This is a genomic window from Rhodococcus sp. NPDC059969, from assembly GCF_042738325.1.
Lineage (GTDB): Bacteria > Actinomycetota > Actinomycetes > Mycobacteriales > Mycobacteriaceae > Rhodococcus_F.
On sequence record NZ_JBHWUF010000002.1, the window covers coordinates 452,340 to 465,460 of the forward strand.

Annotated in this window: 14 protein-coding genes; 7 read left to right on the forward strand and 7 right to left on the reverse strand. The window is 62.0% G+C overall.

Going from position 1 to position 13,121, the window contains the following annotated elements; translation table 11 throughout:
• Window positions 1–8: 8 nt before the first annotated feature.
• Window positions 9–362 carry an arsenate reductase (glutaredoxin) gene (arsC, locus tag ACFWAD_RS11115; RefSeq protein WP_378532659.1) on the reverse strand — a complete coding sequence of 118 codons (354 nt, stop codon included), beginning with the start codon at window positions 360–362 and terminating at the stop codon, window positions 9–11.
• A gap of 94 nt (window positions 363–456) precedes the next feature.
• Here arsC and ACFWAD_RS11120 point away from each other — a divergent pair, with 94 nt between their 5' ends.
• The 4 genes from ACFWAD_RS11120 (at window position 457) to ACFWAD_RS11135 (ending at window position 3,748) form a co-directional block, all read left to right on the forward strand.
• The gene (locus ACFWAD_RS11120; protein ID WP_378446439.1) at window positions 457–1,140 is read left to right on the forward strand and encodes an SDR family oxidoreductase; all 684 of its coding nucleotides are present in this window, start codon (window positions 457–459) and stop codon (window positions 1,138–1,140) included.
• Window positions 1,141–1,189: 49 nt separating this feature from the next.
• Window positions 1,190–1,549 (forward strand): GntR family transcriptional regulator, encoded by a 360-nt coding sequence (locus ACFWAD_RS11125; RefSeq protein WP_378446440.1) that lies wholly within the window; start codon window positions 1,190–1,192, stop codon window positions 1,547–1,549.
• A 48-nt stretch (window positions 1,550–1,597) separates the two neighbouring features.
• Window positions 1,598–2,029, forward strand: coding sequence for a DoxX family protein (locus ACFWAD_RS11130; protein WP_003946228.1), 432 nt, complete (start codon window positions 1,598–1,600; stop codon window positions 2,027–2,029).
• 84 nt (window positions 2,030–2,113) lie between these two features.
• Entirely contained in the window at window positions 2,114–3,748 is a 1,635-nt protein-coding gene (locus ACFWAD_RS11135) for a BCCT family transporter (RefSeq protein WP_378532661.1), read from the forward strand.
• 53 nt (window positions 3,749–3,801) lie between these two features.
• Here the strand turns inward: ACFWAD_RS11135 and ACFWAD_RS11140 are convergent, their stop codons facing one another.
• The gene (locus ACFWAD_RS11140; protein WP_378543594.1) at window positions 3,802–5,361 is read right to left on the reverse strand and encodes a dolichyl-phosphate-mannose--protein mannosyltransferase; all 1,560 of its coding nucleotides are present in this window, start codon (window positions 5,359–5,361) and stop codon (window positions 3,802–3,804) included.
• Window positions 5,362–5,384: 23 nt separating this feature from the next.
• Between ACFWAD_RS11140 and rsmI the strand changes: the two genes are divergently transcribed.
• The gene (gene rsmI, locus ACFWAD_RS11145; RefSeq protein WP_378446442.1) at window positions 5,385–6,215 is read left to right on the forward strand and encodes a 16S rRNA (cytidine(1402)-2'-O)-methyltransferase; all 831 of its coding nucleotides are present in this window, start codon (window positions 5,385–5,387) and stop codon (window positions 6,213–6,215) included.
• Here the strand turns inward: rsmI and ACFWAD_RS11150 are convergent.
• Window positions 6,212–7,459, reverse strand: coding sequence for a DUF2786 domain-containing protein (locus ACFWAD_RS11150; protein ID WP_378543597.1), 1,248 nt, complete (start codon window positions 7,457–7,459; stop codon window positions 6,212–6,214). The two genes, rsmI and ACFWAD_RS11150, sit on opposite strands and share 4 nt — an antisense overlap.
• An 81-nt stretch (window positions 7,460–7,540) precedes the next feature.
• Window positions 7,541–9,139: a methionine--tRNA ligase gene (metG, locus tag ACFWAD_RS11155; protein WP_378543600.1), complete on the reverse strand. Its 1,599-nt coding sequence runs from the start codon at window positions 9,137–9,139 to the stop codon at window positions 7,541–7,543.
• 21 nt (window positions 9,140–9,160) lie between these two features.
• Between metG and ACFWAD_RS11160 the strand changes: the two genes are divergently transcribed.
• A complete protein-coding gene (locus ACFWAD_RS11160; RefSeq protein WP_378543603.1) occupies window positions 9,161–9,988 on the forward strand; it encodes a TatD family hydrolase in 828 nt (275 codons plus the stop codon).
• Window positions 9,989–10,044: 56 nt separating this feature from the next.
• On the opposite strand, the gene ACFWAD_RS11165 is transcribed toward ACFWAD_RS11160, so the two are convergent.
• Window positions 10,045–10,197 carry a hypothetical protein gene (locus tag ACFWAD_RS11165; protein WP_378543606.1) on the reverse strand — a complete coding sequence of 51 codons (153 nt, stop codon included), beginning with the start codon at window positions 10,195–10,197 and terminating at the stop codon, window positions 10,045–10,047.
• Window positions 10,198–10,208: 11 nt separating this feature from the next.
• Here ACFWAD_RS11165 and ACFWAD_RS11170 point away from each other — a divergent pair, with 11 nt between their 5' ends.
• Window positions 10,209–10,652: a DUF6578 domain-containing protein gene (locus tag ACFWAD_RS11170; protein ID WP_378543609.1), complete on the forward strand. Its 444-nt coding sequence runs from the start codon at window positions 10,209–10,211 to the stop codon at window positions 10,650–10,652.
• Window positions 10,653–10,689: 37 nt separating this feature from the next.
• On the opposite strand, the gene ACFWAD_RS11175 is transcribed toward ACFWAD_RS11170, so the two are convergent.
• Both ACFWAD_RS11175 and ACFWAD_RS11180 read right to left on the reverse strand, forming a co-directional pair.
• The gene (locus ACFWAD_RS11175) at window positions 10,690–11,457 is read right to left on the reverse strand and encodes an amino acid ABC transporter ATP-binding protein (protein ID WP_378543612.1); all 768 of its coding nucleotides are present in this window, start codon (window positions 11,455–11,457) and stop codon (window positions 10,690–10,692) included.
• Window positions 11,454–12,902 (reverse strand): amino acid ABC transporter substrate-binding protein/permease, encoded by a 1,449-nt coding sequence (locus ACFWAD_RS11180; RefSeq protein ID WP_378532670.1) that lies wholly within the window; start codon window positions 12,900–12,902, stop codon window positions 11,454–11,456. Before ACFWAD_RS11180 ends, ACFWAD_RS11175 begins: the two co-directional genes overlap by 4 nt.
• Window positions 12,903–13,121 lie beyond the last annotated feature (219 nt).

The window sequence follows — 13,121 nt, forward strand, 5'->3', positions numbered from 1 at the left end:
AGACGCTGTTAGAGAATCTCTTCCACCTTGGCTGCCGGACGCGCGAGCACGGTGCCCTTGTCAGTGACGACGAATGGGCGTTCGATCAGAATTGGGTGCTCGATCATCGCGTCGAGGATCTCGGATTCGGAAGCGTCGGCGAGTCCGAGTTCCTTGTACTGCGCTTCGCGCTTGCGAACCGCTTGACTGGGCTCGAGGCCGGCGTCGGCGAGGAGTTTTTCCAGCTCGGATCGGGTAGGCGGAGTATCGAGGTACTTGACGATGGTGGGTTCGATTCCGGCATCCCGGATGAGCCCGAGAACAGTCCGCGAGGTGTTGCACCGTTGATTGTGGAAGATGGTTGCAGATGCCATGTTCGTCATTCTGCCTCTGCGTCCGAACTCGTGGGACAAACAGGGGAACAACGGGCCGCTCCGGCGTGCTGCACTTTAAGTACCGACGTGTGAGGAGAAAACGATGACGGAACATCGAAGTGTGGACGAACGACGCGTAGTCATTGCCGGTGGGCACGGCAAGATTGCGCAGCACCTGACATACCTGCTGGCCGGGCATGGTGATCGGCCGGTAGCGCTGATCCGCAATTCTGCGCACGAGGGTGCCGTCCGCACGCTTGGCGCGTTCCCCGTGGTTATCGATCTGGAATCGTCGACGGTCGAGGAAGTTGCGAAGGTACTCGACGGTGCCGACGTCGCGGTCTTCGCCGCGGGCGCCGGACCGGGCAGCTCGATCGAACGCAAGGACTCCGTCGACCGAGCGGCGGCCGTGCTGTTGGCCGATGCCGCCGAGAAAGCAGGAGTGCGTCGGTTCATCCAGATCAGCGCCATGGGTGCTGGTGACGACGTGCCAGAGGGCACCGACGAGGTTTTTGCCGCGTATCTGCGGGCGAAGACTGCGGCGGAGGAAGACCTCCAGGCAAGGACTTCGCTGGACTGGACGATTCTTCGGCCAGGCCTCCTGACGGACGACGACCCAACCGGTGAAGTGTTGCTTGCACAGCCGCCCGTCGATCGCGGCTCTGTTCCGCGTGCCGACGTTGCCGCCGTAGTGGAGGCGCTCATCGATGCGCCGTCCAGCGTCGGCAAGATATTGGTTCTGACCTCCGGCCCCCATACGATCCGCGAGGCTGTCGAGGGTCTGTGATCGAGAAGATGCTGTGGCCTGTGACCGAGAAGATACGACGAGGGTGACGATGAAGATCGCGATCGAACACGATTCCTCCACGGCTCCGTACGACCAACTGCGGCAACAGATTATCGAGCAGGTTCACGGCGGCGGATTGATCGCGGGAACCAAGATCCCGACGGTGCGGGCGCTCGCCTCGGAGCTGGGTTTGGCGGCCAACACCGTTGCGAAGGCTTATCGCGCGCTCAGCGATCAGGGCGTCATCGAGACGCGGGGAAAGCAAGGGACCTTCATCGCCTCCGGGACCGATCCGGTGCAGGCGCAGGCCGAACAAGCGGCGACTGCGTTTGCGCACAGCGTCCGCTCGCTCGGGTACTCGGACAGTGAGATCGTCGCCATGGTGGAGTCGGCATTGAGAGGTGCGTGACACAGTGATTAAGTTGACGCTTCAAGTTAAAGCTGTCAGTCTTGGCTCATGAATTCGTCGATTGCTCGTGACCTCGGACTCCTCATCGCCCGTGTCGGCCTCGGGATCATCTTCATCGCCCACGGTTGGCAGAAGTTCTTCACCTACAAGATCGCCGGAACACAGGCTGCATTCGAAGGGATGGGCGCCCCGCTCCCCAAGATTTCTGCAGTTCTCGCCGCATCCATCGAACTCGGCGGCGGAATCCTGCTCATTGCGGGTCTGCTGACCCCGCTCGTCGGAGCGCTGCTGTTCCTCGACATGGTCGGCGCGTTCTTCATCGTGCACGCGGACAAGGGTGTCTTCATCGACAACGGTGGCTACGAACTCGTCGTCGCTCTCGGTGTTGGTTCGCTCTTGATCGCCGTGATCGGCGCAGGACGCATCAGCATCGACGGATTGATCGGCAAGGGCAACGGTTGGGTTAAAACCCCAGCTTGATCGGGGTGAGAAGGCGGGCTCAGCGTACGTTGAGCCCGCCTTCTGGCTTGCTTTTGGACCACAAAGTGACGAACGTAGTCATCTATGGTGACGAAATCTGATCGATCCGAACAAGATTCCGGGGCCAACGAAGAGCGTCCGGAGACGGGCTTTACTCGGGTAGGCGTTCGGACCGACTACGTGGTGTTTTCCGTGGCGGCCGCAGCGGTGTCGGCCATTGTCGTGTGGGGCCTGGTAGCTCCCGACAACCTCGACTCGGTAACCGGAAGTGTTCTCGGCTGGTTGGTGACCAACATCGGCTGGCTCTTCGTACTCGCGGCTTCGGCTTTCGTGCTGTTTTCCATCTACCTCGCAGTGAGCCGATTCGGCGACATTCCGCTGGGTAAAGACGGCGAGAAGCCCGAGTTCCGCACCGTCAGCTGGATCGCCATGATGTTCAGCGCCGGTATGGGGATCGGCCTGATGTTCTTCGGTGTGGCGGAACCGCTTGCGCACTACGTGACTCCGCCTCCCGGCACCGACGGCGGCGTCGGAACTGCCATGGCTACCACCATGTTTCACTGGGGACTTCACCCTTGGGCGATGTATGCCGTTGTGGGCCTTGCCATTGCGTACGGGTCGTACCGTCGCGGACGCAAGCAACTGTTCAGTTCGGCCTTCATCCCGTTGCTCGGTCGCAAGGCTGAAGGGCCGATCGGCAAGGTCATCGACATCCTGGCAATCTTTGCGACACTTTTCGGAACCGCAGCATCCTTGGGGCTCGGCGCCCTGCAGATCGGCTCCGGTTTCGAGGTAGTCGGCTGGATGGAAGAAGCCGGCGTGTTCCTGCTCGTTGCCATCGTCGCGGTGCTCACCCTGGCGTTCGTCGCTTCCGCAGTTTCCGGTGTGGCCAAGGGAATTCAGTGGCTCTCCAACATCAACATGGTGCTCGCGCTGGTCTTGGCCCTGTTCGTGTTCGTTCTCGGGCCCACCGTACTGATTCTCAATCTGCTCCCGACGACCATTGGTGCATACGTTTCCGACCTTGCCCAGATGTCCGCCCGCACGGGTGCGTCGTCGAATCCTGAAACGGGCGCGTGGCTTTCGTCCTGGACGATCTTCTACTGGGCATGGTGGGTTTCCTGGACGCCGTTTGTCGGCATGTTCCTGGCGCGCATCAGCCGTGGTCGTACGATCCGTCAGTTCATCGTCGGCGTCATCGCCGTTCCCACGACTGTCAGCTTGCTCTGGTTCGCGATCTTCGGCGGCGCAGGCATCGGCGAGGAACGCGACGGAATCGGCTTGTCCGGCCGAGGCTCGGAAGAGGCTCAACTGTTCGGCATGCTCGACAATCTGCCGTTGGCCGGAGTGACGACTGTCCTGGTCATGCTGCTCGTCGCGGTGTTCTTCGTCTCCGGCGCGGACGCCGCGTCGATGGTGATGGGCACGCTCTCGCAGCGTGGAACGCTCGAACCGAGTCGCTGGGTCGTGGTCTTCTGGGGCATGTTGACCGGTGGCGTCGCAGCGCTTCTGCTGTGGACCGGTGGTTCCGAAGCGCTAGACGGCTTGCAGACGATGACGATCATCGCTGCGGCGCCGTTCGTGCTTGTCATGATCGGACTGTGCTTCTCGCTGTACAAGGATCTTTCGCACGACCCGATCATCGTTGCGGCGAAGGAGCAGAAACGTGCACTCCTGCGCCCGCGGCGGGGGCGTCGCGTCGGTAAATCGGCGGAGTAAGCGTGAAAAGAAGGAGGCACCGAACTGGGTTCGGTGCCTCCTTCTTTGTCCTGTTACTTCCAGCTCGGCAACCAGAGGTGGTTCTGCCACGATTCCGGCGTGATCGGCATGGCGGTAAGCATCGGCCAGAGGTAGACGAAGTTGGCCACCACCAGACCGATGTACAGGCTGACTGCAAGAAGTCCGGTGGTACGACGCTCGACGGACGCGCTCGCCTTGCCCAGAACGTCGCCGAGGACGAGCGCAAATCCCATGACCATGAACGGGGCGAGCGCAACGGCGTAGAAGTAGTACATCTGGCGGTCCAGCGTCGCGAACCACGGAAGGTAGGCGGCACCGTAACCCGTCAGGACCACTGCGTATCGCCAATCCCTGCGCACGAACGTCTGCCAGATCGCCCACGCCAGCATCGGCAGGGCCAGCCACCACATCGCCGGTGTGCCGATCAGCATCACGGCCTTGACGCAGCTGGCGGCCCCGCAACCGGTGACCTGCTCACCGTCGGCGTAGTAGTAGAGCATCGGTCGCAGCCCCATCGGCCACGTCCAGGGTTTCGACTCCCACGGGTGGTGGTTTCCGGCGGAGTTCGTCAGACCGGCATGGAATTGGAGAACGTTTCCGCTGTAATACCAGAGTGAGCGCAGCGCGGCGGGGATGAAACTCCACGTGCCGCCCTCACCGATCTCGTTACCGACGGCGTGACGGTCGACGCCGGTCTCGCTGGTGAACCAAGCCCAGTAGCTCGCGAGGTACACACCGAGCGGAATGATCACCAGCGCATACAGAGCCGGTCCGATGTCGCGAACGGCGGTGCCGACCCATGGGCGCTGCACGCGGTATGCGCGGCGCGCTGACAGGTCGAAGGCAACACTGAGCAATCCGAAGAACAGAATGAAATACATGCCGGACCACTTGGTTCCGCAGGCCAGACCGAGCAGGATGCCGGCGCCGAACCTCCACCAACGGAAACCCAGTCGCGGACCCCAGGCCGAATCATCGATTCGACCTTCTTCGTATACCTTCGCCATCCGTTCACGGACTTGGTCGCGATCAACCACCAGGCAGCCGAGAGCGGCGAGGACGAAGAAAGCCAGGAAGATGTCGAGCATCCCCAGACGCGAGGAGACGAAGGTGACGCCATCCACGATGAGCAGGATTCCGGCAATCGCGCCGATCAGCGTGGAGCGCGTCATGCGGCGCACGATGCGGATGATGAGCAAGACCATCAGTGTCCCGACCAGGGCCGACGAGAATCGCCACCCCCAACCGTTGTAACCGAAGAGTGCTTCTCCGATCGCGATCATCTGCTTGCCGATCGGCGGGTGAACCACCAATCCGTAGCCGGGGTTGTCTTCGATGCCGCCGCCGGTGAGAACCTGCCAACCCTGCGGAACGTAGTGCTTCTCGTCGAAGACCGGAGTGCCGGCGTCGGTCGGATAGGCGAGCATCGTGAAGCGTGTGATAGCCGCGATGGCGGTGATGAAAGCGGTGACGATCCAGCCGCGCAATCTGTCGGTCGGGCCGAAATCAGGATCCGGTACCAGCGGCCCGGGACTACGCACTACCCGATCGCTCGTGGCGGGCGTTGGCCGCTCGTCCGTCTGCACAGTCACCTGGCAATCGTAGGCTGTCAGGTATGACTGGTCGTTTGGTACTCGCCGCAACACCCATGGGAGATGTCGGTGACGCGTCTCCGCGTCTTCGGTCTGCTCTCGCAACCGCCGACGTCGTCGCTGCGGAGGACACACGACGCACCAAGTCTCTGGCGTCCGCGCTCGACGTAACAATCACCGGAAAGATCGTCAGTTTCTACGATCAGGTCGAGATTTCGCGGCTGCCCGCACTGGTCGCCGACGTCGCCGAAGGCAAGACCGTCCTTCTGGTTACGGACGCCGGCATGCCGTCGGTCAGCGATCCTGGATACCGCCTCGTTGCCGCCTGCGTGGCCGAGAACCTCGCCGTCACGTGCCTTCCCGGCCCGTCGGCGGTGACGACTGCGCTGGCACTCTCGGGTTTGCCGGTGGAGCGGTTCTGCTTCGACGGATTCCCACCGCGTAAGCAGGGGCAGCGCAAGACGTGGCTCTCGGCATTGGCAACCGAGCAGCGAGCATGTGTGTTCTTCGAAGCACCCCATCGCCTTGCCGACTGCCTCGCAGATGCGGTGGAAGTTCTCGGGCCGAATCGGCGCGCGGCCGTGTGCCGGGAATTGACCAAGACTTACGAGGAGGTCAAGCGCGGCACTCTCGGGGAGTTAGCTGCCTGGGCGGCCGAGGGTGTTCGCGGCGAGATCACGGTGGTGCTCGAAGGCGCCGTGCTGGTGGCATCCGATCCTGCCGATCTTGTCGACGAGGTGGAAAGGCTGGTCGAGGGGGGAACGCGCTTGAAGGACGCATGCGCTCTGGTCGCAACGGCCGGAGTATCCAAGCGTGAGTTGTACGAGACGGTTCTGGCCGCTCGCAAGGACTAGCGGGAGCGGTGCACTGCTGGCGCACCGGGACGCAGGTTGGCGTCGTCGGCTGCTGCCTGGCCGGCGTGCCAGCCCTCGGCGTCGACGGATCGTCCGCGAGTCTTGCGGGTTGTCGGGAACAGTCGATCGAATTCGGCGTCGACAGCCTCGGACGTGGTGGCGAGGATCGGTAGAAGATCCGCGACGTCCATCGATGCTGCGTCGGCCGCTTCGGCTGTGGCCTTGGTGCCTGCGTCGCGTAAGCGGTGTCCGATGCGGCTGGCGAAACCGGCCAGGAACCCCTTGCGGAACGATGTGGTGCGGGAGCCGCCGCGATTGCTCGAATCGGCGAATTGCATTGCACGGGTTGCCTGTACAAGCAGTGAGGTGAACAGCATGTCGACTTGCTGAAGGTCGACCGGAGTGCCGACGACGGTCGCGAGCGCGATATCACTGAACCACACCGTCCTGACACGATTCGATTCGCCGATCTCGGTCAAGAGGTGAACTTTTTCTTTCACGTACGGGTTCTCGATGTGAATGCGTCGTGCATTCACGGACGTGTCGGTGACCCCGGCGCGACTGTGGAGCAGTGCGGAATCGATCGCATATCGCGTCATCAACTCCTGGGCCTTCGCGGTGAAGATCTCGGCTTCTTCCGCGAAGTTGGTGGCTTCCGCTTTGGCGAGTAGCCCACGAATTCGCTTGAGTACCTTGGCGTCGACCTCGGTGTCACCGACGCCGGCATAGCTGGTGTGGGTGCGTTGCGACGGCCAGGTGGATGGTGGCGCGAGCAATACCGTCCACTGAGGTAGGCGCATCCACGATCGTGTGACATCGACGATCTGCGAAACAAGGAAGTAGGGGTCCTGGAACAGTAGGCCGGCCGCGAGGGAGCGGAAAGCGTCGTCGTCCACGGTGATTCGAGAGGCGACGCGCCGAGACTTCGGGTACTGCTCGCCGATCGTCTGCAACTGCCCCACCCACTCGAGTGGTGCGCGATCCGACGCGCGGGATGCGTGCGCGTCGAACAGGATGGTGGTGGCAGCGAGATCGGCGTCGGACGCGTCTTTGCTTCGGCGAGCCAGATGGATCAGATCTGCCGGTTGCCATCCGCGTTCGTAGGCGGCCGTCAGTTCGCTGACGAGACCCTGCGCCGCAGAGACGGATTGAGGGCTGACCTCCTGAGTGGACACCCGTGCTCCGTTCCAAGGCAGTGTCTGCGCCGAAGCGCTGGTTCGAATGTATGTTCTATTCGTAGTCATGGCTGGAGTGTGCACGTGGGGTCCGACACATCCGCCGGTAGACGGATATTTCGGACCCCACATGCGGCACTCGTGCCTAGGTCATTCCTCGACGAAGCGGGGGAAGACCGGTGCCGGAGCAGGCAGTTTCCGGTTCGCGTCGATGCGAACCGCGATGTCGGTGAACTGACGGTTCTCTTCGCTCTGACCAAGCAGATCGAGGATGCGTGACGCCGCGTCGGGCATGACGGGCTGAACGAGAAGGCCGACGATACGGACAACTTCGATCGTCACGTAGAGGACCGTTGCCATCCGTGCCGGATCGGTCTTGCGCAGAACCCACGGTTCCTGCTTGGAGAAGTACCGGTTGGTCTCTCCGAGGACGCCCCAGATGGCTTCCAACGCGAGATGCAGTGCTTGCACGTCGAACTCGCTGCGGCACTTGGCAAGCAAGGCATCCGCCGACGCCAGCATCGCCAGGTCGTCTGCGGTGAACTCACCGGGGGTGGGGACCTGGGCGTCGCAGTTCTTCGCGACCATCGTCAGTGAACGCTGCGCAAGGTTGCCCAGTTCGTTGGACAGGTCTGCGTTCATTCGAGTCACGATTGCTTCGTGGCTGTAGCTGCCGTCCTGGCCGTACGAGATCTCGCGGAGCAGGAAGAAGCGGACCGCGTCGAGGCCGTACTGATCGACCATCGCGATCGGATCGACCACGTTGCCGACCGACTTCGACATCTTCTCGCCCTTGTTGTACAAGAACCCGTGGACGAAGACTCGTTCCGGCAGTTCGATGCCGGCCGACATGAGGAACGCCGGCCAGTACACGGTGTGGAACCGTGTGATGTCCTTGCCGATGATGTGCAGGCTCGCGGGCCAGAACTTCTTGAACTCCTCCGAGTCGACGTTCGGATAGCCCACGCCGGTCAGGTAATTGGTGAGGGCGTCGACCCAGACGTACATGACGTGGTCGGGGTCGCCGGGAACCTCGACGCCCCAGTCGAACGTAGTGCGCGAGATCGACAGGTCCTTGAGGCCGCCCTTGACGAAGCTGACGATCTCGTTGCGGCGAGTCGTGGGGGCGATGAACTCGGGATGCTCTTCGTACAGTGCGAGGAGACGGTCCTCGTACGCCGAGAGACGGAAGGTGTAGTTGGACTCCTCGGTCCACTCCACCGGCGTACCGGTCTCGGTGGACTGACGGGTGCCGTCCTCGAGAAGCGTTGTCTCGGCTTCGGTGTAGAAGGCCTCGTCACGAACCGAGTACCACCCCGAGTACGTGTCGAGGTAGATGTCGCCCGATGCGGCCATCTTCTCCCAGATTGCCTTGCTGGCGACCTGATGATCTGCGTCGGTGGTGCGGATGAACCGGTCGTACGAGATGTTCAGGACCTTGTCGAGGTTCTGGAACACGTCGGAGTTCCGAGCCGCGAGTTCGCGGACGTCGATGCCCTCTTTGATCGCTGTCTGCTGCATCTTCAGACCATGCTCGTCGGTGCCGGTCATGAAGAACACTTCATGTCCGTCCAACCGCTTGAAGCGGGCGAGCGCGTCCGAGGAGATGTACTCGTACGCGTGGCCGATGTGCGGAGCGCCGTTGGGATACGCGATCGCTGTCGTGATGTAGAACGGCGGTCGTTCCGCGCCTTCCGAGGCGGCGGAGTCCGGGCGCGGGGTCTGGGAGGGTGAGGCAGGCACAGTCATGGTGCGCTTACTCTATCGGGCGTGAGCAAAGACCGTCCCGCCCCCGATGCCCCTGAGCCCTTGTCGCCTCTGATCGACGCCCATACACACCTCGACGCGTGCGGTGCGCATGACGCTGCAACCGTGGCCGAGATAGTCGATCGAGCCGAGGCAGTCGGCGTCGGGCGAGTCGTCACGGTGGCCGACGACCTCGACGCCGCGCGATTTGCCGTCGACGCGGCTCATTGGGATTCGAGGGTCTACGCAGCCGTCGCAATCCATCCGACCAGGGCAAACGTTCTTGATGCCGGCACCCGAGCCGAGATCGAGCGTTTGGCGTCCGATCCACGAGTCGTTGCCGTGGGGGAGACCGGGCTCGATCTCTACTGGCCCGGCAAACTCGAGGGGTGCGCCACCATCGAGGAGCAGATCGACGGTTTTCGCTGGCACATCGACTTGGCGAAGTGTCTGGGCAAGACGTTGATGATTCACAACCGCGAAGCCGACCATGATTTGCTGCGGGTGCTGAACGAGGAAGGTGCACCGGAGACGGTGGTGTTCCACTGCTTCTCCTCGGATTCGGAGATGGCGCGGGAGTGCATCGACGCCGGGTACGTGCTGAGTTTCTCGGGAACCGTCAGCTTCAAGAACGCGAAAGCGTTGCGTGAGGCCGCGCTGCTGGTGCCGTCGGATCAGCTGATCGTCGAAACGGATGCGCCGTTCCTGACGCCGCACCCGTTTCGCGGGGCCCCCAACGAGTCGTACTGCCTGCCCTACACAGTGCGTGCGCTCGCAAGCATCCGCGGTGAGGATCCGCAAGCTCTCGCGGCAGCGTCCACGGCGACAGCGGAGCGCGTCTACAAACTCTGACGCTATGGTGGTCTGACAGGTAACTCCGCGCCCGGGACCGTCGTGTCCCGGTCCGTCTACTGCGCGGGGTATTTCAGATGAATGACTGCATCTATCCCCACGACGTCTATCCCCACGACGTCTATCGCGATGACGTCTATCGCGATGACGTCTATCGCACAGCCGAACAGTCCGCTCGATCCGGCTCGAGCGCGGCGAATTTCTCGCATCCCGGGAGGGAATGAAGGCACACAGCTTCACTGAGCCGACCCCGGTCGACTCTTCGGTCCAGATCGTGTCCGTTCATCTCGACATGGTCGAAGTCGAGTGCTGTGGGCCATTTCCGGTTGTCGGTGAACCATGCTCGTGGACGTTGACACCGCGATCGCAGGAGCCACCGCGATCGCAGTACGGCGAGTTCGACGGTTGGGTTCACGGCGGGATGCCGGCATCAGGAGTCAAGACCTCAGGCGTAGTCCTCGGGATTCTGGTGGAGACCACCAGCTACGTGGAAGTCGGAAACCCGAAGATGTGGTTACCCGTCGACGGCAGCGAGACATATCGACGGGTCGACGCCAGTCCTCGGTGGTTCCGAAGGTTCGGTGACTTCGAATTCGGGCCGCAGAATCGGATCGAGACCGGGCTGGTCGTCGAATTGGCCACCACCCGTGCGCCTTTCCGGTAGGCCCCACTACCAAAAAGGCGCACAGGGGGCTTGCCCCCTAGAGAACCTTCGCCAGGAAGTCCTGGGTGCGCTGCTGCTGGGGGTTGCCGAACAGACTCTCCGGCTTACCTTCTTCGACGATGTATCCGTCGGCCATGAAGATGACCCGGTCGGAAACCTCACGGGCGAAGCCCATCTCGTGGGTTACGACGACCATGGTCATGCCCTGCTTGGCGAGGTCGCGAAGAACCTGCAGAACCTCGCCCACCATTTCGGGGTCGAGGGCGCTGGTGGCCTCGTCGAACAGCATGATGTCGGGGCTCATCGCCAGCGCGCGGGCGATGGCGACACGTTGCTTCTGCCCACCGGACAGGCTGGCGGGCTTGGCATCTGCCTTCTCTGCGAGGCCGACCTGGCCGAGCAGTTTGACGGCGATCTCGCGAGCCTGTTCCTTGGACGATCGCCCGGTCTGCACCGGGGCGAGCATTACGTTTTCGACGACGCTCATGTGTGGGAATAGGTTGAAGTGCTGGAACACCATCCCGATGTGCTGGCGCACCTTGTCGATGTCGACGTCCTTGTTCGTGAGGTCGAACTGGTCGACGCGCACGGAACCAGCGGTGATGTCCTCGAGGCGGTTGAGGCAGCGCAGGAAGGTGGACTTGCCCGAACCGGAAGGTCCGATGACGCAGACCACTTCACCGCTCTTGATGTCGACGTCGAGGCCTTTGAGAACCTCGTTGTCGCCGAACGACTTCTTCAGTCCCTGGACCGAAATCTTGACCTCGGTGTCGGACTTGCCCATGTTGACGGCTGTTTCGGTCACTTGTTGATCCTCTTCTCGAGGCGGTTCGACAGCTTGGTGAGCGCCATGATGATGATGAAGTACATGACGCCGATGATCAGCCACATGTTGAACGACTGGAAGTTGCGCGCGATGATGATGCGCCCCGTCTGAGTGAGCTCGGCAAGTCCGATGACCGACAGGATCGACGTGTCCTTGAGGGTGATGACGAACTGGTTGATGTACGACGGGATCATCGTGCGAATTGCCTGCGGCATGATGACTTTTCGCATCGACTTCATGTAGCTGATGCCCAGGCTTCGTGACGCTTCCATCTGTCCCTTGTCGACGGACAGGATGCCGCCGCGGACGATTTCAGCCATGTACGCGCCGGCGTTGAGCGAGAGCGTGATGATGCCTGCCGTGAAGGCGGACATCTGGAAATGCAGAGCCGCCGGGATACCGAAGTAGATGAAGAATGCCTGCACCAACAGTGGTGTGCCGCGGAAGATGTCGACGTAGGTCGTGCCTATTCCTCGGACGAACATATTGGTCGACACCCGGCAGAGACCGAAGATCGCACCGAGTACCAGAGCGATCGCGATCGAGACGACCGAGAGGACGATGGTCAGCCACAGACCCTTGAGGAGTTGGGGGTAGGTGCTCTTGATCAAGCCGATGATCGAGTTGTCCGACGTCGATGCTCCCTGACCGAGGTAGGTCGAGACGATTTCGTCGTACTGGCCGTCGTCGCGCAGGTTCTGCAGTCCGGCGTTGAACATCTCGAGCAGTTCGGCGTTCTGGCCCTTGTTGACGGCGAAGCCGTAGCTCGCGCCCACCTCTTTTTCGGTGACGGTCTTGAGGCCGTTGCCCTGCGTGATGCCGTAGGCGAGGACGGGATAGTCGTCGAAGACGGCGACGGAGTTCCCGGTTCGGACCTCGTCGTACATGCTGGCGGAGTCAGCGAAATAGACAGTGGTGAAACCGTATTGGTCCTTGATGGACTCGGCGAAGCTGGCGCCCTCGGTGCCGTTCTTGACGGCGACGCGCTTGCCCTTCAGGTCTTCGTACGACTTCACGTCGTTGTCGGTCTCGAGGACGGCCATCTGCACGCCCGACTCGAAGTACGGGTCGGAGAAGTCGAAGACCTGCTTGCGGGCGTCGGTGATGGACATGCCGGCGATGACACCGTCGGCCTGCCCCGCCTGCACGGCCTGAAGGGCCGCGTCGAAGCCGAGCTGCTTGATGTCGACCTTGAAACCTTGGTCCTCGGCGATCGCATTGAGCAGGTCGATGTCGATGCCGACGAGTTTGCCGTCTTCGTTCTCGAATTCGAACGGGGCGAATGTCAGATCGGTGGCGATCGTGTAGGTGCGACCGGGTTGCGCGCTCGCGATTCCGGGGGCGAACAGCGCTGCGATCAGCGCCAGCAGGATGGCCAGGATCGGCCACCTGGCATTACGTGGTCTGTCGAATCTTCTTCGCACTATCGCCCAGCTTTCTTCTGTCGCGCCCGGGATCGCCGGACTGCTTTGAACCAGACGAGAACATACTGCGCCCAGAGCTGAATCGATACACGGGTATCGGAGCCGGAAAGTGCAGAACACACGACACGCCGTTGCCGTTCCGTGACAAAAGTCGCATTTCGTTGTGATTTGGTTGCCGATACAACGCTCGGTCGTTACCGTATTGTGATCGAACGTCGT

Bases quoted from the DNA above. Each gene is read 5' to 3' on its own strand.
- ACFWAD_RS11135 (WP_378532661.1), top strand. From the start codon at position 2,114: ATGGTGACGAAATCTGATCGATCCGAACAAGATTCCGGGGCCAACGAA.
- metG (WP_378543600.1), bottom strand. From the start codon at position 9,139: ATGACTGTGCCTGCCTCACCCTCCCAGACCCCGCGCCCGGACTCCGCC.
- ACFWAD_RS11150 (WP_378543597.1), bottom strand. From the start codon at position 7,459: ATGACTACGAATAGAACATACATTCGAACCAGCGCTTCGGCGCAGACA.
- ACFWAD_RS11170 (WP_378543609.1), top strand. From the start codon at position 10,209: ATGAAGGCACACAGCTTCACTGAGCCGACCCCGGTCGACTCTTCGGTC.
- ACFWAD_RS11120 (WP_378446439.1), top strand. From the start codon at position 457: ATGACGGAACATCGAAGTGTGGACGAACGACGCGTAGTCATTGCCGGT.
- arsC (WP_378532659.1), bottom strand. From the start codon at position 362: ATGACGAACATGGCATCTGCAACCATCTTCCACAATCAACGGTGCAAC.
- rsmI (WP_378446442.1), top strand. From the start codon at position 5,385: ATGACTGGTCGTTTGGTACTCGCCGCAACACCCATGGGAGATGTCGGT.
- ACFWAD_RS11130 (WP_003946228.1), top strand. From the start codon at position 1,598: ATGAATTCGTCGATTGCTCGTGACCTCGGACTCCTCATCGCCCGTGTC.
- ACFWAD_RS11125 (WP_378446440.1), top strand. From the start codon at position 1,190: ATGAAGATCGCGATCGAACACGATTCCTCCACGGCTCCGTACGACCAA.
- ACFWAD_RS11165 (WP_378543606.1), bottom strand. From the start codon at position 10,197: ATGCGAGAAATTCGCCGCGCTCGAGCCGGATCGAGCGGACTGTTCGGC.